Here is a 19,848-nt window from a genome sequence, read left to right on the forward strand (position 1 = left end):
GTATGAACACGTTCCAGTTTCGGCGATTCACACGGGCAGGGGAAGTTCGATGGGCAATTTGGACGGTCAGGTCGCATTCATCACCGGAGCGGCGCGTGGTCAAGGGCGCGCGCATGCCGTCAAGCTCGCGTCCGAGGGCGCGGACATCATCGCGGTGGATCTCTGCGCGCCGGTCGCAACGGCGGGGTACGACATGGCCACCGAAGCCGACCTCGCCCAGACCGTCGCCCTGGTCGAAGCTCAGGGCCGGCGTATCGTCGCATCCGTCGCGGACACTCGCGACCTCGATGCCCTGAAATCAGCGGTCGACGCCGGAGTCGAGAAACTCGGCCGACTGGACATCGTGATCGCCAACGCGGGAATCGCGGCGTCGGCGAAATTGTCCTGGGACCTGAGCGACGAAGAGTTCCGCGAGCTGATGGACATCAACGTCACCGGCGTCTGGTTGACGACCAAGGTGTCGATTCCGCACATCATGAACGGCAATCGAGGTGGATCCATTGTGTTGATCAGCTCGATGGCCGGGCTTCGAGGCGTGCCGGGGATTGCACATTACTCCGCGTCCAAGCACGCCGTTCGGGGGCTGGCGAAGTCTCTGGCCAACGAACTCGGCTGGGCAGACATCCGAGTCAACTCCGTACACCCGGGCAATGTGCGAACGACGATGATCGACAACGAACCGATGGTTCGTGCGTTCCGTCCAGACTTGGAGAATCCTGTCCTCGCCGATACCGCTCCGATCATGTCGAAGCTGAATCTGCTGCCCCACCCGTGGGTCGACCCCGAAGTGATTGCGGATGCGGTGTTCTATCTGGTGGGGCCAGCCGGGCGCGGGATCACCGGCATCGCGTTGCCGATCGATCTCGGCACCTCGGAAAAATTCGCCGGCGGCTGAAGGCCCGAACTGATGCAGAATTGCCTCTGCCGGATGGGTCTCGAGCACCATCCGGCAGAGGCAATTCCGGCTTGATCAAGCCTTCGTAGCAACAGAACAAGTAGTCGACAACCTCATAGGCGCTCCTCGTCTGGTGTGGGAAAAACCGTTGTGGGATGCGCAACAAACCCAAGACCCAGCGTAGAAGCATTTGGCCGCAAACGCGCGTCATTCGGCACTATTTTTTGGATTCGGGCATACCGGACAACGCTCCCACCACGTATTATGGACCCGAGTTCACACTTACAGGGGGTAGGCACAGTGACGGTCAAATACGCCGTAATGGACCCGATTCACGGAAAAGTCGAGATCTCGTTCGATGTCGACACGGGGGTCGTCGACGTCCGAAACGGCAACTCACACGCTCTGTTGACGCGTCGAGTCGATGCCCCGCGCCGTGAAGGCACACCCATCGGAACGCGCGCCGCCGCCGACTTGTTCTTCACTGTCGGTGGCGACGAAGTCGAACTCACTGTCGGCAAAGGGTTTCTGTCCCGTCGCTCGTACTCTGTCTCGGCACTCGTCGACGGCGTGAGTTTGAACTTCGCCCCAGTCGACGACGCGAACAGTGCATTCACCCGCGACGGATTGCGGATCGGGCACTTCTCCAAGAACGAGGAATCCGATCCCAGACAGACCGACGCAGTCTGGTCGAGCACGCCGAGCACCGACGAACTTGTCATCGGTTACGCCCTGGCCGAAGCCTTCGATTGCGGAGCACTCAACGGGGCTTTTGCGTTGATCGAATCACTGGTGCTCGGCGGCGGATAGAGACCACTCAAAGCAGGTGGATTACCAGCAGAACAACGGCAATAGCTGGGAAAAGCATCTGCACGACGGCTGCGCGGGCTTTGTCGGGAGACGAGAGAATCAGCACCAACCCCGCGGCAACCATCGATCCTGTGCCTGCCAGTACGAGGGCAATTCCGACCGACGCGGAGCCGGTCGCCGCAATCACGATGCCGACCGCCGACACGATCGCCAAGAAAAGGTTGTAAAAGCCCTGGTTGAAGGCGAGCGGCTGCGTGGTGATCGCCTCTTCCTCGGACTTCACGCCGAACGTGGCGCGGGTCTTCGGGGCCGTCCAGAGAATCGATTCGAGGACAAAAATGTACACGTGCACTGCTGCGGCCAGTCCCGCGAAGATGTAGCCGGCGACGTTCATCGGTGAGCTCCTGTTGCTTCGAGTGAATTCTGTATCGTTCGGTCCAATATATACTGGACCGAACGATACAGAAAGAGCGAGGCTTTGATGGGCAGATCACAAGAATTCGACACAACAGCCGTGGTCGCTGCCGCTTTGGACGTTTTCTGGGCACGCGGATACGAAGGCGCCTCACTCGGCGACCTCGAATCCGCGACGGGGCTGAGTCGGTCAAGTCTCTACAACTCGTTCACCAACAAGCGCGGATTGTTCGACGCCGCCGTGCAGCTGTACCTCGAACATGTCATCCGGCCACGTCTGCGCAGCCTCACGACAAATCCCGGGGCAGACGCCGTCGACGACTACCTTTCCTCGCTTGCGCACGCGATCGGCACCATGACCGCCGACTCACCTCGGCGCGGTTGCCTACTTCTCAATACGGCTGCCGGACTCGGCGCGCACGACGATGCGGTGGCCGCAGTGATCCGCGCTTACCGCCGAGAGCTCGCCGACGCGATCAACAGTGGATTACACGCCGCGTTTCCAACCGAGACAGACGCCACGCTCTCAGATCGCACTCGAATCCTTCTCTCCTGCACGGTAAGTGCATTGGTACTCGCACGAGTTGACACCGAAGAGGCCATCGCAACTCTTGAATCTGCGCGCCGACTGAACGCAGAGTGGCAGGGATAATGACCGGAAAGCTCACGCCATTGCCCGCCATCAGGCGGGTAGGCGATGATGCTTCACGTGCCCAAGTTGACCACGCCCGCTATCGCCGCTGGATATCTCCGGGGAATGGACCAACCCTCGATCCACGTCGGGACTTCCGCGATTCTCCGACCCTGGACCCGCGACGACGCACCGGCCGTCATGGAAGCCTTTCGCGATCCGTCGATTCAGCGTTGGCACATCCGCCGCGCCGACTCGATCGACGAAGCACGGGGTTGGCTCACCCAGTGGAGAGACGGGTGGGCAAGCGAATCCGAATGCCATTGGGCGATCGCCGCTCCCGAGACAAATGAACTCCTCGGTCGAATCGCAGCAAAGGGGGTGAATTTGTGGGACGGCACTGCCGAGCTCGCGTATTGGGTGACCCCAGCGGCGCGCGGCCGCGGACTGTGCACCCAGGCTGTAACCGCACTGTCCGAATGGGCATTCCGCGAAGTAGGGTTTCATCGACTGGAACTCGAGCACTCGATCCACAACCCACGATCGTGCCGAGTCGCCACCAAAGCAGGGTTCAGCGAAGAAGGTGTTCGACGAAGCTCCGCCAGGCACGCCGACGGCTGGCACGACATGCACGTCCACGCCCGACTACGTAGCGATCAGCCTTCGGCAACGACCCGCGCCGCGAGGGCAAGCGTCTGATCCACCAATTCCGCAACTCGCTGCGGCACGACCGGTTCGAGGTCGAACAGAATTCGGTAGATGATCGGCGCCACTACATGGTCGACCACCGAATCACCATCCACGCCGGCAGCTTCCGGCCAACGCGCGAGGATCACGTCGATCTGCGTCCGACAGAAGAAGGCACACTTGAACTTCTTCGTACCGTCCGGTGCATGCGTCTGATCGTCGCTCATCAACACGTCACGCAACGAAGCACGACCGACAGGCGCAGACATCTCCTCGAGGTACTCCTGCGCCCAAATCGTCAGATCCCCTCGGAGCGAGCCCGTTTCACGCGGGTCGGCGTCCGGGCGCAATCTCTCGATCGAGACGTCGGCAAAGACTTCGTTGATGTCACCCCACCGCCGATAGATGGTCGACGGGGTCACTCCCGCATCGGTCGCGATCATCGGCACCGTGATCTCGGCTCGATCACGCTGTTCCAACAACTTGCGCGCCGACGCATGCACGGCCTGTTGGATGCGCGCACTACGGCCACCGGGGCGCGGACCTGCGGACGGACTCATAAATCCAATACTAACGCAAAGATGTTGCATTAGGCTACGGCCAGGCGTAGCGTCCCAAACGCAAAGTATTTGCGTTTGAAGTCTTCACCACCCGCACGGGAAGCGCTACGACAATGACAACGACCGTTTCACCACAGACCGAGAGCACTTCACGCCCACGCCTTGGGCGAGGCGTCGCTTTCACACTCATCGCCGTCATCATCGCCACGTTCCTGGGCGCATCCGCGACCCCGACACCGTTGTACGAGCACTATCAACAGTTGTGGGGATTCTCCTCGCTCGCGTCGACGCTCGTGTTCGGCATCTACGCTCTCGCATTGCTCGCCACGCTCCTGACCGCCGGATCCCTGTCCGATCACATCGGCAGGCGCCCGGTCCTGCTCGGAGCACTCGCGCTCGAGGCAGTCTCGCTCGCGCTGTTCGCCTCGGCCGACGGTTTGACCATCCTGCCTCATCGCCCGGGTCGTACAGGGTGTTGCCACCGGCGCTGCAATCAGTGCTCTGGGTTCGGCATTGATCGACCTCGAACGCACTCCGGGCCGAGGATCGATCATCAACAGCGTCGCTCCGACGATGGGGCTTGCAGTCGGAGCAGTGGGTTCGAGCCTCATCAGCGAGCACCTGCCCCGTCCCACCAGCACTGTCTACCTGGTCCTTCTCGTGCTTGTCATTCTCGAGATCTTCGGAGTATGGGCCGCTCCCGAGACTTCGGGCGGACGCCCCGGAGCCTGGCAGTCCCTGCGCCCCACACTGGCCGTTCCTCGTCAGGCGCGCACGATGATTGCCCTGACCGCACCGTGCCTGATCGCGGTCTGGGCACTGGGAGGTTTCTACCTCTCACTCGGACCTGCATTGGCGCGCAACGCACTTGACGTTCACAGCTCCCTCATCGGTGCCATCATGGTCGCAACACTGACAGGATTCGGAGCGGCAGCAGTGCTCACCTTCCGCAAACTCGGCGGCCGGACCGTGATGCTGATCGGAACCACCGCCTTGGTGCTCGGGGTGGCCGTCACACTCATCGGTGCTGAAACATCCTCTGCCGTATTGATTCTGGTCGGTACGGCTGTTGCAGGTATCGGCTTCGGAGCAGGATTCCAAGGAACTATCCTCACCGTCATGCCGCTGGCCGAGAACCACGAACGCGCGGGTTTGTTGTCCACCGTCTACGTCATCGCATATCTGGCCAACAGTCTTCCCGCCTTGCTGGCCGGCTACCTGGTCGGCAAGGTCGGATTGGTGGATACGACGCGTGGCTACGGAGCACTCGTCATGGTGCTCGCGGCGGCCGCACTGATCGGACTGCTGGTCACCGGCGAGCGAAAGGTCGAAGCCGTCTCGGTGTCGGAGTAGGTGTCCCCCGATCGGTGGACACACCGTTCCGCCTGCACAGGGTCCGGGGAGTGGACATACGACATCGATCTGCTCCGACATAGTTGTCTTCGAGAGAGCCAACCGAACGCTCACCCGGACAAAGGACACCGACGATGACGAACCCACGCTACGTAGTTGCCGCAATCACAGCTCTGGCCGCCGGCGCCCTCACTTTGGGATTGAGCGGAATCGCCAGTGCCGGAACCCTTCCCACAACCGGCAACAGCATCACGATGACGATCAGCAACGACACCGAACAGACAATTCATCTCGAAGGCGCCGACAACCCCTACGGACAGTGGATGCAGAGCCCACGCCAGTCGCTCGCGCCTCACGAGACCGAGATCGTCACGGCATACAACCAGGACCCGCGCGGCCTGACGGTCGACGTCGTCTATTCCACTCCCGACGGCGGACAAGCCGTCTTCACGGCCAACGACTATCCGCAGTTCGACACCGACGGAACTCGCACCACCGACCCTGATCACTACTTCATCTCGAGCTACATCGACGGCTACTACCCGAACCTGAGCGTCGGGTACCACCTCAGTGCGGTGTGACTGCGGCAGTCGTCATAAGTAATCCATCTGCCTCTCAGACGCACTTGTTCTTGGACATTCGTCCGGCGCGCGGGGATTGTTGAACGCAGCCCCGCACGACCAGGCACACGCCCCGCTGCCGGTGGCCCGAAAATCAACGGGAGAGGGAAAACCACAGTGCGACTACCCAACCAGTTTCTGATCTACGTCAGCGATGCCGCCTCCGCAGCAGCGTTCTACGGCGAATTGTTCGACGCGAAGCCTGAGGTCCTCAGCCCTCGGTACATGACCTTCGACCTCGGCGGCGGTGTGGTCCTTGCACTGTGGAGCGGCAAGTCCCGCGACCTCGATCCCGCGACACCGCGCAATTTCGAAGTCGGCATCTTGGTCGACGGCGGGAGCAACGAAATTCGGGCGATCCACGACGAGTGGGTGGCCAAGGGAGTCTCGGTCGTCGAAGAACCCAACGAAGATGTCTTCGGTCTGACGTTTGTCATTTCAGATCTGGACGGAAACCGCGTCCGCGTAGCGCCCGCAGATCACTGAGCACTCAGCCTTTGATCTCGCCGTACCGGCGCAAGGCCTCCTCACGCTCGTGCGCGTGATCGACTATCGGGTCCGGGTAGTCGACTGGGCGCATCGCCTTCAACGAGTGGACGGCCTTCCCGGGAACATCGCGAAGTTCGGGGACCCACCGACGGACGTATGTGCCGTCGGGATCGAACTTCTCCCCTTGCGTGATCGGGTTGAAGACGCGGAAGAAGGGCGAAGCATCCGTACCCGACCCGGCAGTCCACTGCCACCCGTGCTGATTGGAGGCCAAGTCACCGTCCACCAGTTGCGACATGAAGTACCGTGCGCCGCGCCACCACGGAATGTGCAGGTCCTTCACCAGGAATGACGCGACGATCATTCGGACCCGATTGTGCATCCAGTTCTCGGCGGCGAGTTGCCGCATGCCGGCATCCACGATCGGGAAGCCGGTCTTGCCTTCACACCAGGCCGTGAAGGCGGCGTCTGCGTCGACTCCCCCGTCGTGACGTAAACGGTCGAACTTGTCGTCGTAGTTCTTCCGCGCGCTGTCGGGGCGCTGAAATAGGATGTCTGCGTAGAAGTCTCGCCAAGCAAGCTGGCGACGGTACGCCTGAGCGCCGTCTCCGAGTCGCTTGGAGAGATCTGCCAACATAGTTCTCGGATGAATCGTGCCGTACTTGAGCGGGATCGACATCCGACTCGTGGTGTCGAGGTCGGGTCGATTTCGTTCGTCGTCGTACCGGTCAAGATCGTTCTCGCAGTATTCTTTCCACTGTTCGAGCGCACCGGCCTCACCGACGACATCGCTGACGGTGCCGGACGACGCGGGGATACTCACCCGGCGCGGGCCACCGTCCTTCTCGCTCGGATCGAACCAACGGACCGTCCCCGCATCGGTCGACGCGGGGCCCCGCCAACCATGTTCCATCCACTGACGGAAGTACGGCGTGAACACCTTGTACGGATCACCGTCCGCCTTGGTGACGCGTCCGGGCGCCACGGCATATGGTGACCCGGTGGCGATCAACTCCACCTTCTCGGCCACGGCCGCGTCGCGCCGTCGGCCGTAGGGCCCGTAGTCGCCACTGATGTGAACTTCTTCGGCGCCAACGGATTCCGCCACGCGGGGCACCACGTCTGCCGGATCACCTCGAACAACCATCAATCGTCCGTCGAGCTGGTTGTCGAGTGCCGACAAGTTGGCGAACAGTTGATTCTGGCGGGGTGAGCCTGCCGGTCCGAGCAACTTCTCGTCGAGGACGAACAAACCCAACGTCTGTCCGCCGGCATCCGCCGCTGCAGTCAGAGTCGGAAGATCACCGACCCTCAGATCGCGTCGAAACCAGATCACAGAGTTACTCACCCAGTCGAGCCTACCGATCAGATCTCAGAACGCATCCCACCGCGCGGGCCGCCAGTTGCGCCGCTCTTTCGACTGTCGGTTCGGAGGTGAGCCCGAGCAGTCGCCGCCGGTGCTCCTCCCCGAGCAGCAAGGTGTACAACTGATCCGCGCACAGCGCAGCCTTCTGGCCGTGCTGATCGATCAATATCTTCTCCAGAAAGGCAATCGACTTGGCCGGGCCGGATTCGTAGAACGCTGCGGCCAATTCAGGGAACTGCACTGCCTCGCCGATCATCATGCGGTGCAGCGCAATCGAGTTGTCGCTGTGCAGGGCGATGACGATGTCCACTGCAGCGGCGAGCAGGTCGGACTGGCCCTCGCCGGCATTGTCGACGTACGCGTGCTGACGCGCAACCGCAGCTGCAAAGACCGCAGACTTGTCGCCGAAGTAGCTGTACACGGTGCGCTTGGCGACGCCGGCCACCGTGCCAATGCCCTCGATGGTAGTTCGGGCGAACCCGACATCTCGAAACGAGTCGACAGCGACGTCGAGAATCTCGTTGCGTCGTTCGGCGCGCTCGGCGTCACTGGTTCTCCCACGTCTGCGCGGTTGCTCCATCAAGTCCCCTGTTACCGTGCCGGTAAATTAATGCTACGTTGACGTTTCATTAATTCGAATACTACAGGAGCACTGCATGACCGGACAACGACTCGTCCACGTCGCTATCGCCGACGACTGGGAAGCATGCAAGCGTTTCGGTGAGTACGAGGTCTCGACGCGCGGAATCAGTTACGACGAGGCAGGATTCATTCGCGCAACGACCCCGGACGCACTCGCTTCGGTGCTCGATCTGGTGTTCGGCGACCTCACATTGCCGCTGGTCGTCGCCGTCATCGATCAGGACGCCCTGACCTCCGCGGGCATCGACGTCGAATGGGAGGTGGAAAAGCCCCGAATCCTCCGACCTCTACCGATGGACGAGGACACCGTGGTCGCCGAACTGGCCGTGGAACGCGTTGACGGGGTCTGGCCGATTCCCGACCTGACCCCGTACGCAAGCTACGCCGGCTAGACCAGCGCAGCCTCCGGTTCGATAACCGGCGCAGACGCCTTCTTCCGGCCGGCAGCCACGCACAGCGCGATCCCGACGGCAATCCAGCACACCAGCACCAGAAGTGGCGTGGTGGCGCCATGGCCGTCGAAGAACGCCATCGAACGGACGGATGCTCCTGCGGCGCCGGGTGGGAGCAGCTGCCCCAATGCGCCCCAGCCTGCGGGCAACCACGCGGCAGTTGTCGCCATCCCCGAGAGTGGGTTTCCGATGAACATCATCGTGACGGCGCCCAACGCGAACCCCTTCATCCCGAGCAGGGATTCGAGCCCCAAAATGGGAAGCGAGATGGCCGAAATACCAACGGCGAGTGTGAGCGCGGTGAGCAGGTAGTTTCCGTCAAGGCTGCTGGTACCGAACTGCAGAATGGCAGTCAGGGCAAAACCCGCGACAACCGCGACGCCGGCAGCGCCCAACACTCGCTTGACAATGCTGCGCGGAAACAGCTGCACGAGAACAACAGCAGGCATGATTCCACCGAACACCAAGGGCAAGGCCAATGCCGTGAGCCCAGCACCGGTCGGGTCGTCCGCCGTCAACGGCACAACGTCTTCGACGGGAACCTTCACCCCCGAACTCTCCGCGAGCCCACTGGCCAGACCGGTCAAGGTTTGGGCGATCGGGGTTCCGCCTGCGGTCGCGATCAACACGTGAGGACCGTTGGCATCAACGGCGATTCCGCCGACCACGTCGCGATTCCGAATCGCGTCACGCAGGACGTCGGCGTCAGCGAATTCTCGAGTATCGAAGGCGCCTTGCTTACTCGCCTCGAGCGAGGTGCTGATCTGTTCGGTTGCCGCAGCTGGACCGGTGATGCCCAACTTCAGTTCGTGCGGGCCACTGTTGACCGAGGGCAGTACGAAGGCAAGCAGCATCAGCCCGATCACGGCGGACAAGCCCAACACCACAGCCACCAACTTCTTGCGGTCCTGTGCTTCAACTTCGGCGTTCATAACTACCCTCCCTAAGTGGAAGTTTTTCCTCCACTATTTGTGGAAGATATTCCTCCGGTTATGATGAACTGTCAATACCGGAGGTGGATGTGCGAGCCGATGCACGTGAACGCAGAAACGCAATAGTCGACGCCGCACGAGCGGTGTTCACCGAGCGCGGGCACGACGCGCCGCTCGATGCAGTCGCAGAACTCGCGAAAGTGGGCATCGCCACGCTGTATCGAAACTTTCCGACGCGCGAGGACCTCGTGACCGCCGTTGCCGTCGCAACACTGACCGATGTCCGCGAGGCTGCCGACATCGCACTCACGGCAATGTCCACCGATCCGATAAACGCGTGGCACACGCTGGTGGACCGCCTCGTGGAACTGCGCCTGGGTGCGCTCATTCCTGCACTGGTGGAACGCAGTTTCACCGAGCTGGCGCCCGAAGTTCTGGCGGTGCGTGAGGTGACGAAAACGAAGATGACCGCGACGATCGGCGCCGCTCAGAGCGCCGGACTGGTTCGCGCCGATCTGCAACCGCTCGAATTCGTCATGGCTCTGGCCAAACTGACGCGCCCGCAAATCGAGTTGTCCGACGAGGCCATGCCGAACCTGGTCCCGCGGTTGGTCGCGGTGTTCATGGCCGGTCTGCGTCCGGACGGTACCGACTTGCCGGTCTGATCGGCGAAACCCGACGTACCAGGCAAGGCACAATGGGGCTGTGACCGAGATACCGAAAATCCTCGTAGTCGACGACGACGCAGACGTCCTGACCTCACTCGAACGCGGATTGCGGCTCTCGGGATTCACCGTACTGACGGCGGTGGACGGCGCCGACGCGCTCCGAGTGATCTCCGACAAGCGACCGGACGCGGTAGTCCTCGACATCAACATGCCGGTGCTCGACGGCACCGGTGTGGTGACGGCGCTTCGTGCCGCCGGCAACGAAATCCCGATCTGCGTGCTCAGTGCGCGCAACTCGGTCGACGATCGCATCGCCGGGCTCGAATCCGGTGCAGACGACTACATGGTCAAACCGTTTGTTCTTGCCGAACTGGTTGCCCGGATCCGCGCAATGCTCCGTCGCAGCAACACTCCGGCCGGCGATCACTCCGAGGGTACGAATACCCTGCGGGTCGGAAACCTCGACATCGATCTCTCCGGTCGCCGGGTTCGTGTCGACGGCAAGGAAGTACCGCTCACCAAACGCGAATTCGAGCTACTCGAAGTGCTCGCACACAATTCCGGCATCGTGCTCACTCGCGAACGTCTCCTCGAACTGGTGTGGGGCTACGACTTCGTCGCCGACACGAACGTCGTGGACGTCTTCATCGGCTATCTGCGTCGAAAGTTCGAATCCGGCGGTTCACCTCGTCTGCTGCATACCGTTCGCGGCGTCGGGTTCGTGCTTCGGGAGAACCCGTGAAGCGTCGCCGCTTCTCACTACGAACTCGCGTTGCCGCGGCCGCGGCACTGGGGGCGACGTTCATCGTCATCGCACTCGGTGTGGTCGTTGCACTGGCTATCGCACGAAACAATTTGGCGCAGTTGGACCGTCGATTGGAGACGGCATCGACGGTCATCGTGGCCAATGCGGCTACAGCGGGACCTTTTCTCGGCGCGTTCGGAGACGGCGGCGCCTTTTCCGTGACCATCCGCTCCGACACCGACGGAACCGTCAAATCCAGTACCCCGACGCGACTGCCCGAACTACCGGTCGGCTCGGCGACCGTCGACGTGGACGGTACGAAGTACCGGGCATATACCGCCGAGGCCGACGGGATCAATGCCCTTGTATCGCTGGCGGTTCCCTATGCCGAAGCGCGAGACATCACAGTCGACCAACAGCGACAGGTTGCGTTCTTCGGCGTCGGGGCCGTAGCGGCCGCAGCTGCGTTGGGATGGTTGTTCGGTGGCCCGGCGGTGCGCCCCCTCGTGGAGTTGACCCGCCGGATCGCCAGGCGCGATCCCGATCTCGCCACCGAGGTTTCCGGAATCCGTGAAGCGGACGAGCTTGCCGCAGCAGCAGAATCGATGCTCAGCGACGTCGCTCGAGCGCAAGCCGCAACCAACTCCGCCCTTGCCGCCGCCCGAGATTTTGCGTCCGCCTCGGCTCACGAACTCCGAACTCCGTTGACAGCAATGCGAACCGACATCGAAGTGTTGTCCATTCACGACCTCGATCACGAACAAAGACGCGAGATCCTCACAGATCTGGCCCGCGCGCAGGGCCGCGTCGAGTCAACTCTGAGAGACCTCGAGCGCCTGGCGAAGGGTGAACTCTCGACGGCCGAGGATTTCAAGGACACCGATTTGACCGAGGTCTGCGACATCGCCGCCGACGACGCACGCCGACATCATCCTGGGCTCGACGTCGGCGTCGTCACGGTGGATTCCCCACTCCCCTATTGCATCCGGGCCCTTCCCGGCGGAATCCGGTTGATCCTCGACAACGCGATCACCAATGCAGTCCGCCACGGCGGCGCGAGCGCGGTGCGCATCACCCTCGCTCGCCCGGCAGATTCACCGGACACCGTCACGATCACGATCGACGACAACGGTTGCGGAATACCGGCCGAGGAACGCTCGAGCGTGTTCGAGCGCTTCACTCGCGGATCGACGGCAGGCAAGACAGGCTCCGGTTTGGGCCTGGCGCTGGTGGCGCAGCAGGCGGCCCTGCACGGCGGTCGGACGACATTTCACGACAGTCCACTCGGCGGGGCTCGCCTGCTGGTCGAACTCAGGGATCAGCCCGGACCCGAATAGCCCTTCAGGTCTCGATCAACTGGCCGATCCCCGACGCTGTCACTTCGATGACCCGAGCCGAGCCGATGTCGAAGAACAGTCCGGCGATACGCAGGCGACCATCCACACGGGCCTGACCGACGAGAGGATGGCGTTCGAGAGTCTGCAATTGGACTGCGACATTGACCATTCCGAGCTGATCGACCTCCGAGAAACCTGCCTCGGCCGCAGCACGCGCGACCGGATGGCCACTCGTATAGGCCTGCAAGCTCGTCTCCGCGTGCCGCAGCCATTCACCGACGACTCCCGATTCCGACGGACCGTTGGTCAGGAGTGCTTGCATCGCGCCGCAGCCCGAATGTCCGCACACGACCACCGAGCTGACACCCAACTCGTCGATCCCGAAGGCCAGTGCCGCTTCCACCGACGTATCGCGGCCGCCGGCAGGAACCAGGTTTCCGACATTGCGCACGGTGAACAGGTCACCGGGGCCACTGCTCGTGATGATGTTCGGCACCACTCGCGAATCTGCGCAGGTGAGGAAAAGGGAGTCGGGGTTCTGCCCGTCGCGCAACTGATCCATGTGCGGCCGTATCGCTTCGGCGCGATGGCGATGATAGTTGGACACCCCGTCGAGAATGGGCCGCAAGGCCGGCGGGCTGCTCAGATTCCTCCCCGAAGCCTGTGGTTGCCAACTGCCCCACGGCGCGAGCAAGCCGCGCAGGTCGGTGACTGCGGCGCCGCGCTTCGGCGGACCGGTGGTCGCGCTCTCCATACTCACCGAGCCGACTTCGTCGATGATCACCGAACCACCTGCCAACTCGTACTGCCTCGCCCACTCTTCGATGACGTCGAAGACGGCATGGTCGAGGAAGTCGACTGACAGCTCGACGGTGACGTCCGACCGCGGTGGGATTCCGGCGAGCACCGACGTCAGCTTGGGCAGCACCAGGAAGGTGCACGAGCCTTCGACCAGGACGCGCCACTTCCCGGAATCGTTGTCGCCCAACTCTTCTGCGGTGACAGTTGCGCGGATGACACGCCACACCAGGAGGGCGATGGCCAGCGCCAACCCGATCAGGACGCCCTCGAGCAGATTCAAGAACACGACGCCGACCACCGTGATGCCGTACACCCACAGATCACCGGTCCGTCGCGCCAACCGAATGTGCGCCAGCTTGACCAGTTGAATACCGATGACAATCAACAGTCCGGCCAGTGCAGACTTCGGAATCTGCTGGACCAACCCGGCGACCGCAGCCGAGAACAGCAGAATCCACAGGCCGTGCATGATCGACGACGCGCGGGACTTCGCCCCGGCCTCGACATTGGTCGCACTGCGCACGATCACCCCGGTGACCGGAAGGCCGCCGATGGCCCCGGACACCATGTTCGCGGTGCCCTGGCCGAGCATCTCGCGATCGAAGTTCGACCGCGGGCCCGAGTGCATCTTGTCCACGGCCACGGCCGAGAGCAGACTCTCCACACTGGCGATCAGGGCGATGGTCAGGATGCCGGTTGCGACGCCGAGCCACTGGCCGTCGGGCAGAGCGGGGAGTCCGATCGAGTCCAGCAAAGATCCGTCGAGAGCAATACGCTCGACGTCGATCGGCAGCGCCAGCGAAGCGAGAGTTGCCAATACGATGCCCACCAACGCCGCCGGAACCTTGCGGACACCGGCAGGGAGATAGCGCCACCCGAGAAGGGTGGCGATGACGACGAGTCCGATCATCAGGTCCTCGACATGCAAGGCACCGATCTGTGCGGGCAACTGCCGTAGATTGTCCAGCGCCGAACTGGCCGAGCTTCCACCCAACAACACGTGAACCTGTTGTAGCGCAATGGTGATGCCGATACCGGCAAGCATCGCATGCACCACCACTGGAGCAATAGCCAGCGCCGCACGGGCAATTCGGCTGAGCCCGAACACGATCTGCAGAATTCCGGCGCCGACGGTGATCAGGCAGGTGACTTTCCACCCGAACTTGCCGATCAGTTCGGCGACCACCACGGTCAGGCCGGCTGCGGGACCACTGACTTGCAGCGGTGAACCTCCCACAGCTCCGGCCACCACTCCGCCGACGATTGCGGCGATCAGACCTGCCATGATCGGCGCCCCGGAGGCGATCGCAATTCCCAATGACAGGGGAAGCGCCACCAGGAATACGACCAGCGACGCCGGCACGTCGTATCTGATCAGTTGCTCGAGATATCGCCGGCTTCCACCACCCGGCGGAGACGAATCCCCCACGACGCTCTCGTCTGCGGATGATTGTGCGTGCACTACGGACTGCGTCGACATAGATCTCCTCGCCGGACCCCGGATCCGGCTGCTGGGCAACATGTTCGAAGCGAATCGGCGATCGGTATCGCCGATCGACTGTGACCATGGTAACCGCGATTCCTTACCGTTCCCTTAGATGCGAGCCCAGACGTGGTCGACGTCACCGCCGCCCGGCACTGTGACTCGAACCTGAACATCGGTCCAAAAGATCGATCGAATTGCTTTAAACCGCAAGCATTTTGACTGACACACCTCCAGCGGCCGGCACACCTGAGCGCCGTCGGCGATAATGGTCGGGAGTGAACGCTCAACCGCAAACACAACGATGTGAAGGCAGGCACCATGTCCGATCAGTACGTCGCCGCGCAGGACCGCTACGAAGCCATGCCGTACCGCCGAACCGGTCGGAGCGGTCTCAAACTCCCTGCCATCTCGCTGGGCCTCTGGCACAACTTCGGCGACGACGTACCGATCGAGAACCAGCGCGCAGTTCTGCGGCGGGCATTCGATCTCGGAATCACCCACTTCGATCTTGCGAACAACTACGGTCCCCCGTACGGAAGCGCCGAGACGAACTTCGGCAGGATCCTGCGTGAGGATTTCTCTTCGTACCGCGAGGAATTGGTCATCTCGTCCAAAGCCGGCTGGGACATGTGGCCCGGCCCCTACGGATTCGGTGGTTCCCGCAAGTATTTGCTGTCTTCCCTCGATCAGTCGCTCGGACGACTCGGCGTCGACTATGTCGACATCTTCTACAGCCATCGCCCTGACGCCGAAACTCCGATCGACGAGACCGCAGGCGCCCTGATCAGCGCTGTCCAGCAGGGCAAGGCCCTGTACGCGGGTATCAGTTCGTACTCGCCGGAGCGCACCCGTGAAATCGCCGCACTGCTCGCCGCTGCGGGGGTTCCGCTCTTGATCCACCAGCCGAGCTATTCGATGCTGAACCGCTGGATAGAGCAGGACCTGCTGTCGGCTGTCGACGATCTCGGCGTCGGCGTCATCGCGTTCTCACCACTCGCTCAAGGCATGCTCACCGATCGCTATCTGAACGGCGTCCCCGAGGATTCCCGTGCAGCTCAAGGTAAGTCACTGGATCCGTCGTGGTTGACCGACGACGCACTCACCCACATCCGCGCGCTCAACGACATCGCGGCAGACCGCGGCCAGTCACTGGCTCAGCTGGCACTGAGCTGGGCACTCCGCGATTCGCGGGTCACCTCGGTACTGATCGGTGCGTCCAGTGTCGCCCAACTCGAAGCCAACGTCGGCGCGCTCGACAATCTCGAATTCAGCGCAGCCGAACTGGCCTCCATAGATCAGCACGCCAAGGACAGCGGCATCAATCTGTGGGCAGAGGCCAGTTCGATCTGAGCGATCACCTGCGCTAGAGCTGAGGCAACTCCACGTTCACGTGCTCGCCCTCTTCGAATACGGCCGACGCCGGCCCGACGATCAAGGGATCCGGAGTACCGACAGCCCGGTGATCCTTGTTGGGATAGTCGAAGCTGGCGAGCACGTGACGCATCGCCTCGAGGCGAGCGCGCTTCTTGTCGTTGCTCTTGATCACCGTCCAGGGCGCATCCCCGGTATCGGTGTAGAAGAACATGGCTTCCTTGGCCTGGGTGTAGTCGTCCCACTTGTCGAGCGAAGCCAGATCGGTCGGTGAGAGCTTCCACTGACGCACCGGGTCCGTTCGGCGGGCCGCGAACCGCGCCAACTGCTCTTCGCGGCTGACCGAGAACCACAGCTTGTGCAGATGAATCCCGGAGTTGACGAGCATCCGCTCGAAGTCCGGGGTCTCTCTCATGAACTCGAGATACTGCGTCGGCGTGCAGTAACCCATCACTCGTTCGACGCCGGCGCGGTTGTACCAGGACCGGTCCATCATCACTATCTCGCCGCCGCTGGGTAGGTGTGCGACATAGCGTTGGAAATACCACTGCGTCCGCTCGATGTCGGTGGGCTTCTCGAGCGCGACCACGCGGGCTCCACGGGGATTGAGATGCTCGGTGAATCTCTTGATCGACCCGCCCTTACCGGCAGCATCGCGACCTTCGAAGATGATGAGCACCTTCTGACCGGTTTCCTTGACCCACAACTGCAGCTTGAGCAGCTCGATCTGCAGACGCCGCTTCTTCCGCTCGTACTCGCGGCGCGACATCTTCTTCTCGTAGGGGTAACCCTGCTTCCAGGCATCCGCGAACTCCGAAGGCTCCAGCACGCCGAGCTTGTGCTTGAGACTCGACAGCTCGTCGATCTCGGCCGCGTAATCCTCGGTGACGGAAATTCTGGTCGACGGGGTCGGCAGGTCAGGAACCCGACCGTCCACACCGCTGGCGTCGGGGCTCATGAATACGCAATACCTGTCGTCGAAATGAACGAACGTCCGGAAAGTGAATTTTACGCGCCGAAGCCCGCTCCCGCGGGTCCGAAGAGAATGTTGCTTGGCATCGAGGAGGTAACGACAGGTCCGGCTTCCCAGTCGCCGAACCCTCACGCGGTACCTTGATCGAGGTAACTGAGACGGTCGGTAACCCCGAGAGAAGAGAGTTCTGGCGAGATGCGAGTAGACGGACGGGAGATCCCGGTAACGGGAAGCCTCCTGCCACCACTGCACCGCCGTACGAGCGACATCATGCGGGTTGCGATCGCTGCTGTGCTGCTCGGCGGCGTGATCGCGGGATCTCTGATCACTCGAAGTCAGTGGGACGCCCTCGAAACGTCGGTGTCCAACATCGTCGGTGTTCTGTCGCCGAGCCTGTCAGACACTGTGTACCTGCTCTACGGCATCGCAATTCTGGCGCTACCGTTCGCCATCCTGATCGGCCTGATCGTCGGGCGCCGGTGGAAGTTGCTGGCCGGATACGCCGCCGCCGGCCTGTGCGCCGGTGTCGCGCTGTCCTTCACCGGAACAGGCCTGGCGGCACCGAAATGGCACCTCGACGTGCCGGACCGACTCGACGCCACCTTCCTGTCGCAATTCCTCGACGATCCGCGATGGATCGCGATGCTCGCGGCGGTGCTCACCGTCTCGGGCCCGTGGCTTCCGAAGAAGTGGCGACGAGCCTGGTGGACGCTGCTTCTGCTCTTCGCTCCCATCCATCTGATCGTCAGCTCGATCGTTCCCGCACGATCGATGCTGGGTCTCGCCGTCGGTTACCTGATCGGCGCGGTGATCGTTCTCGCCGTCGGCACCCCTGCCCTCGAAGTGCCGTTGGACTCGGCAGTACGCGTACTCGCGCGGCGCGGTTACCGCGTCACCGCATTCCGCGTCGTGAGTCCCTCGGGAATCGGGCCTCTTGTCATGTCCGCAGCCATCGACCAAGCACCGGACGACGAACCTTTCGACGAACTCGTCGTCGAGTTGTACGGACAGAACCAGCGAAGCAGCGGAGCAATTCGACAGACGTTCCGTTGGATCTCGTTCCGGAACCGTGAAACTCCGCCGCCCTACGGATCACTTCGTCGCGCCGTCGAACACCGAGCGCTCATGGGTATCGCTTTCGCCGACATCGGTCTGGCCAGTTCCAAGGCCGTCGCAATCTCGGTACTCGATCGCGGGTGGGAGATGTACGCGCGCCCGAGTCCTCGTGGCATCCCCCTTGCCGTCGCCGTCGAGAACCAGGCGGGCGAGGAAGAATCCACCAAACTGATCGACGCGCTGTGGCAAACACTGCATACCGCTCACGTGCACCAGATGGCGCACGGCGACCTGCGCGCTTCCGAGATTCGTGTCGAAGGCGGAACCATCCTCTTCGGCGGGTACGCGTACTCCGAATTCGGCGCCACCGAAGTTCAGATGCAGTCCGACAACGCACAACTTCTCTTCGCCACCGCATCATTGTTCGGGGTCGATGCAGCGGTGGACGCCGCGATTCGAGCGCAAGGCGCAGACACGATTCTCGCCGCCTCCGGCCGATTGACCACCGCTGCATTGCCCAACCGAATTCGGCGGACGGTCACGGATTCCGCGAAACTGATGACCGAGATCCGAGACGAGGTCGGGGCCAAGAACGGGATCGAAAAGGTCGCTCCCGCACAGGTCACCCGATTCAGTCGCAACCAGCTGATCCAGCTCGTTCTGCTCATCGGTCTGGTCTACGTCGCCTACCCCTTCATCAGCCAGGTCCCCGCGTTCATCACCGAGCTGAAGACGGCCAACTGGTGGTGGGCACTGCTCGGCCTCGGCGTCTCCGCACTGACGTACGTCGGCGCGGCTGCGGCCCTGTGGGCCTGTGCGTCGTCGATGGTCAGTTACCGCAACCTCTTGATCATGCAGGTGGCCAACACCTTTGCGGCGACGACAACTCCGGCCGGAGTCGGCGGGCTAGCGCTGAGCGTGCGGTTCCTGCAGAAGGGCGGGCTCGGTACCGTCCGTGCAACGGCCGCAGTCGCGCTGCAACAGACGGTTCAGGTGGTCACCCATGTCGGCTTGCTGATCTTCTTCTCGATCGTCGCCGGACGTGATACGAACCTCTCGCACTTCATCCCGGGATCCACTGTTCTGTACCTGGCGGGCGGCGTAGCGCTCGGAGTTCTCGGTGCATTCATGTTCATCCCGAAACTCCGTGGGTGGCTGCGCGACGATCTGCGTCCTCAGATCACCGAGGTGTTGGGTGAACTGAGCCAACTCGCGCGAAATCCCACGCGCTTCCTCATCATCGTGGGCGGCAGCGCCGCAACAACTCTCGGTGCCGCCCTGGCTCTGTGGGCGAGCGTCGAAGCATTCGGCGGCGGAACGACGTTCATCACCGTCACCATCGTGACGATGATCGGTGGGACGCTCGCCTCGGCGGCTCCGACACCGGGTGGCGTCGGAGCCGTCGAGGCCGCCCTCATCGGTGGTCTGTCCGCATTCGGACTGCCGGCAAGCATCGCGGTCCCGTCGGTCCTGCTCTACCGAGTGCTGACCTGCTGGCTCCCGGTGTTCTGCGGTTGGCCGACGCTGCGATGGCTGCAGAAGAACGACATGGTCTGAGCC

The 19,848-nt window shown here is 62.5% G+C and carries 19 protein-coding genes and 1 pseudogene; 13 read left to right on the plus strand and 7 right to left on the minus strand.

The window, feature by feature from the left end; genetic code table 11:
- Window positions 1-49: 49 nt before the first annotated feature.
- A complete protein-coding gene (locus tag BH682_RS22210) occupies window positions 50-895 on the plus strand; it encodes a mycofactocin-coupled SDR family oxidoreductase (protein WP_075834132.1) in 846 nt (281 codons plus the stop codon).
- A 300-nt stretch (window positions 896-1,195) separates the two neighbouring features.
- Window positions 1,196-1,705 (plus strand): hypothetical protein, encoded by a 510-nt coding sequence (locus BH682_RS22215; protein ID WP_223304422.1) that lies wholly within the window; start codon window positions 1,196-1,198, stop codon window positions 1,703-1,705.
- A 7-nt stretch (window positions 1,706-1,712) separates the two neighbouring features.
- On the opposite strand, the gene BH682_RS22220 is transcribed toward BH682_RS22215, so the two are convergent.
- Entirely contained in the window at window positions 1,713-2,099 is a 387-nt protein-coding gene (locus tag BH682_RS22220; protein ID WP_003939752.1) for a DUF1304 domain-containing protein, read from the minus strand.
- Between the two features lie 87 nt (window positions 2,100-2,186).
- Here BH682_RS22220 and BH682_RS22225 point away from each other — a divergent pair, with 87 nt between their 5' ends.
- Window positions 2,187-2,771 (plus strand): TetR/AcrR family transcriptional regulator, encoded by a 585-nt coding sequence (locus tag BH682_RS22225; RefSeq protein ID WP_054781222.1) that lies wholly within the window; start codon window positions 2,187-2,189, stop codon window positions 2,769-2,771.
- 57 nt (window positions 2,772-2,828) lie between these two features.
- Window positions 2,829-3,449 (plus strand): GNAT family N-acetyltransferase, encoded by a 621-nt coding sequence (locus BH682_RS22230; protein ID WP_075835425.1) that lies wholly within the window; start codon window positions 2,829-2,831, stop codon window positions 3,447-3,449.
- On the opposite strand, the gene BH682_RS22235 is transcribed toward BH682_RS22230, so the two are convergent.
- Window positions 3,407-3,997: a TetR/AcrR family transcriptional regulator gene (locus tag BH682_RS22235; RefSeq protein ID WP_007733425.1), complete on the minus strand. Its 591-nt coding sequence runs from the start codon at window positions 3,995-3,997 to the stop codon at window positions 3,407-3,409. The genes BH682_RS22230 and BH682_RS22235 overlap by 43 nt on opposite strands.
- Window positions 3,998-4,110: 113 nt before the next feature.
- On the opposite strand from BH682_RS22235, the pseudogene BH682_RS22240 reads away from it, so the two are divergent.
- The 3 genes and pseudogenes from BH682_RS22240 to BH682_RS22250 all read left to right on the plus strand — a co-directional run bounded on the left by BH682_RS22240 (window position 4,111) and on the right by BH682_RS22250 (window position 6,456).
- Window positions 4,111-5,350 (plus strand): annotated as a pseudogene (locus tag BH682_RS22240) (MFS transporter).
- 134 nt (window positions 5,351-5,484) lie between these two features.
- On the plus strand, window positions 5,485-5,931 hold the full coding sequence (locus tag BH682_RS22245) for a hypothetical protein (RefSeq protein WP_058226108.1): 447 nt from the start codon (window positions 5,485-5,487) through the stop codon (window positions 5,929-5,931).
- 156 nt (window positions 5,932-6,087) lie between these two features.
- Window positions 6,088-6,456 (plus strand): VOC family protein, encoded by a 369-nt coding sequence (locus BH682_RS22250; protein ID WP_042921654.1) that lies wholly within the window; start codon window positions 6,088-6,090, stop codon window positions 6,454-6,456.
- Window positions 6,457-6,460: 4 nt separating this feature from the next.
- On the opposite strand, the gene BH682_RS22255 is transcribed toward BH682_RS22250, so the two are convergent.
- Entirely contained in the window at window positions 6,461-7,807 is a 1,347-nt protein-coding gene (locus tag BH682_RS22255) for a cryptochrome/photolyase family protein (RefSeq protein ID WP_075834134.1), read from the minus strand.
- A gap of 10 nt (window positions 7,808-7,817) precedes the next feature.
- Window positions 7,818-8,405, minus strand: coding sequence for a TetR/AcrR family transcriptional regulator (locus tag BH682_RS22260; RefSeq protein WP_075834136.1), 588 nt, complete (start codon window positions 8,403-8,405; stop codon window positions 7,818-7,820).
- Between the two features lie 76 nt (window positions 8,406-8,481).
- Here BH682_RS22260 and BH682_RS22265 point away from each other — a divergent pair, with 76 nt between their 5' ends.
- Window positions 8,482-8,859 (plus strand): DUF952 domain-containing protein, encoded by a 378-nt coding sequence (locus tag BH682_RS22265; protein WP_075834138.1) that lies wholly within the window; start codon window positions 8,482-8,484, stop codon window positions 8,857-8,859.
- Here BH682_RS22265 and BH682_RS22270 read toward each other — a convergent pair.
- Window positions 8,856-9,851 (minus strand): hypothetical protein, encoded by a 996-nt coding sequence (locus BH682_RS22270; protein WP_075834140.1) that lies wholly within the window; start codon window positions 9,849-9,851, stop codon window positions 8,856-8,858. The genes BH682_RS22265 and BH682_RS22270 overlap by 4 nt on opposite strands.
- An 89-nt stretch (window positions 9,852-9,940) precedes the next feature.
- Between BH682_RS22270 and BH682_RS22275 the strand changes: the two genes are divergently transcribed.
- From BH682_RS22275 to BH682_RS22285, 3 genes are read left to right on the plus strand one after another with little or no spacing between them, the layout of a single operon-like run.
- Window positions 9,941-10,516 carry a TetR/AcrR family transcriptional regulator gene (locus tag BH682_RS22275; RefSeq protein ID WP_007733449.1) on the plus strand — a complete coding sequence of 192 codons (576 nt, stop codon included), beginning with the start codon at window positions 9,941-9,943 and terminating at the stop codon, window positions 10,514-10,516.
- Window positions 10,517-10,556: 40 nt separating this feature from the next.
- A complete protein-coding gene (locus BH682_RS22280) occupies window positions 10,557-11,261 on the plus strand; it encodes a response regulator transcription factor (RefSeq protein ID WP_003939853.1) in 705 nt (234 codons plus the stop codon).
- The gene (locus BH682_RS22285; protein ID WP_003939972.1) at window positions 11,258-12,601 is read left to right on the plus strand and encodes a sensor histidine kinase; all 1,344 of its coding nucleotides are present in this window, start codon (window positions 11,258-11,260) and stop codon (window positions 12,599-12,601) included. Before BH682_RS22280 ends, BH682_RS22285 begins: the two co-directional genes overlap by 4 nt.
- A gap of 4 nt (window positions 12,602-12,605) precedes the next feature.
- On the opposite strand, the gene BH682_RS22290 is transcribed toward BH682_RS22285, so the two are convergent.
- Window positions 12,606-14,882 (minus strand): SulP family inorganic anion transporter, encoded by a 2,277-nt coding sequence (locus BH682_RS22290; RefSeq protein WP_075834142.1) that lies wholly within the window; start codon window positions 14,880-14,882, stop codon window positions 12,606-12,608.
- A gap of 324 nt (window positions 14,883-15,206) precedes the next feature.
- Between BH682_RS22290 and mgrA the strand changes: the two genes are divergently transcribed.
- Window positions 15,207-16,238 (plus strand): L-glyceraldehyde 3-phosphate reductase, encoded by a 1,032-nt coding sequence (gene mgrA, locus BH682_RS22295; RefSeq protein ID WP_007733451.1) that lies wholly within the window; start codon window positions 15,207-15,209, stop codon window positions 16,236-16,238.
- 13 nt (window positions 16,239-16,251) lie between these two features.
- Here the strand turns inward: mgrA and ppk2 are convergent, their stop codons facing one another.
- Entirely contained in the window at window positions 16,252-17,217 is a 966-nt protein-coding gene (ppk2, locus tag BH682_RS22300) for a polyphosphate kinase 2 (RefSeq protein ID WP_003940295.1), read from the minus strand.
- Window positions 17,218-17,427: 210 nt separating this feature from the next.
- On the opposite strand from ppk2, the gene BH682_RS22305 reads away from it, so the two are divergent.
- Entirely contained in the window at window positions 17,428-19,845 is a 2,418-nt protein-coding gene (locus BH682_RS22305) for a lysylphosphatidylglycerol synthase transmembrane domain-containing protein (protein ID WP_007733454.1), read from the plus strand.
- The last annotated feature ends 3 nt before the right edge of the window (window positions 19,846-19,848 follow it).

The organism is Rhodococcus sp. YL-1 (genome assembly GCF_001942025.1).
Lineage (GTDB): Bacteria > Actinomycetota > Actinomycetes > Mycobacteriales > Mycobacteriaceae > Rhodococcus_F > Rhodococcus_F qingshengii.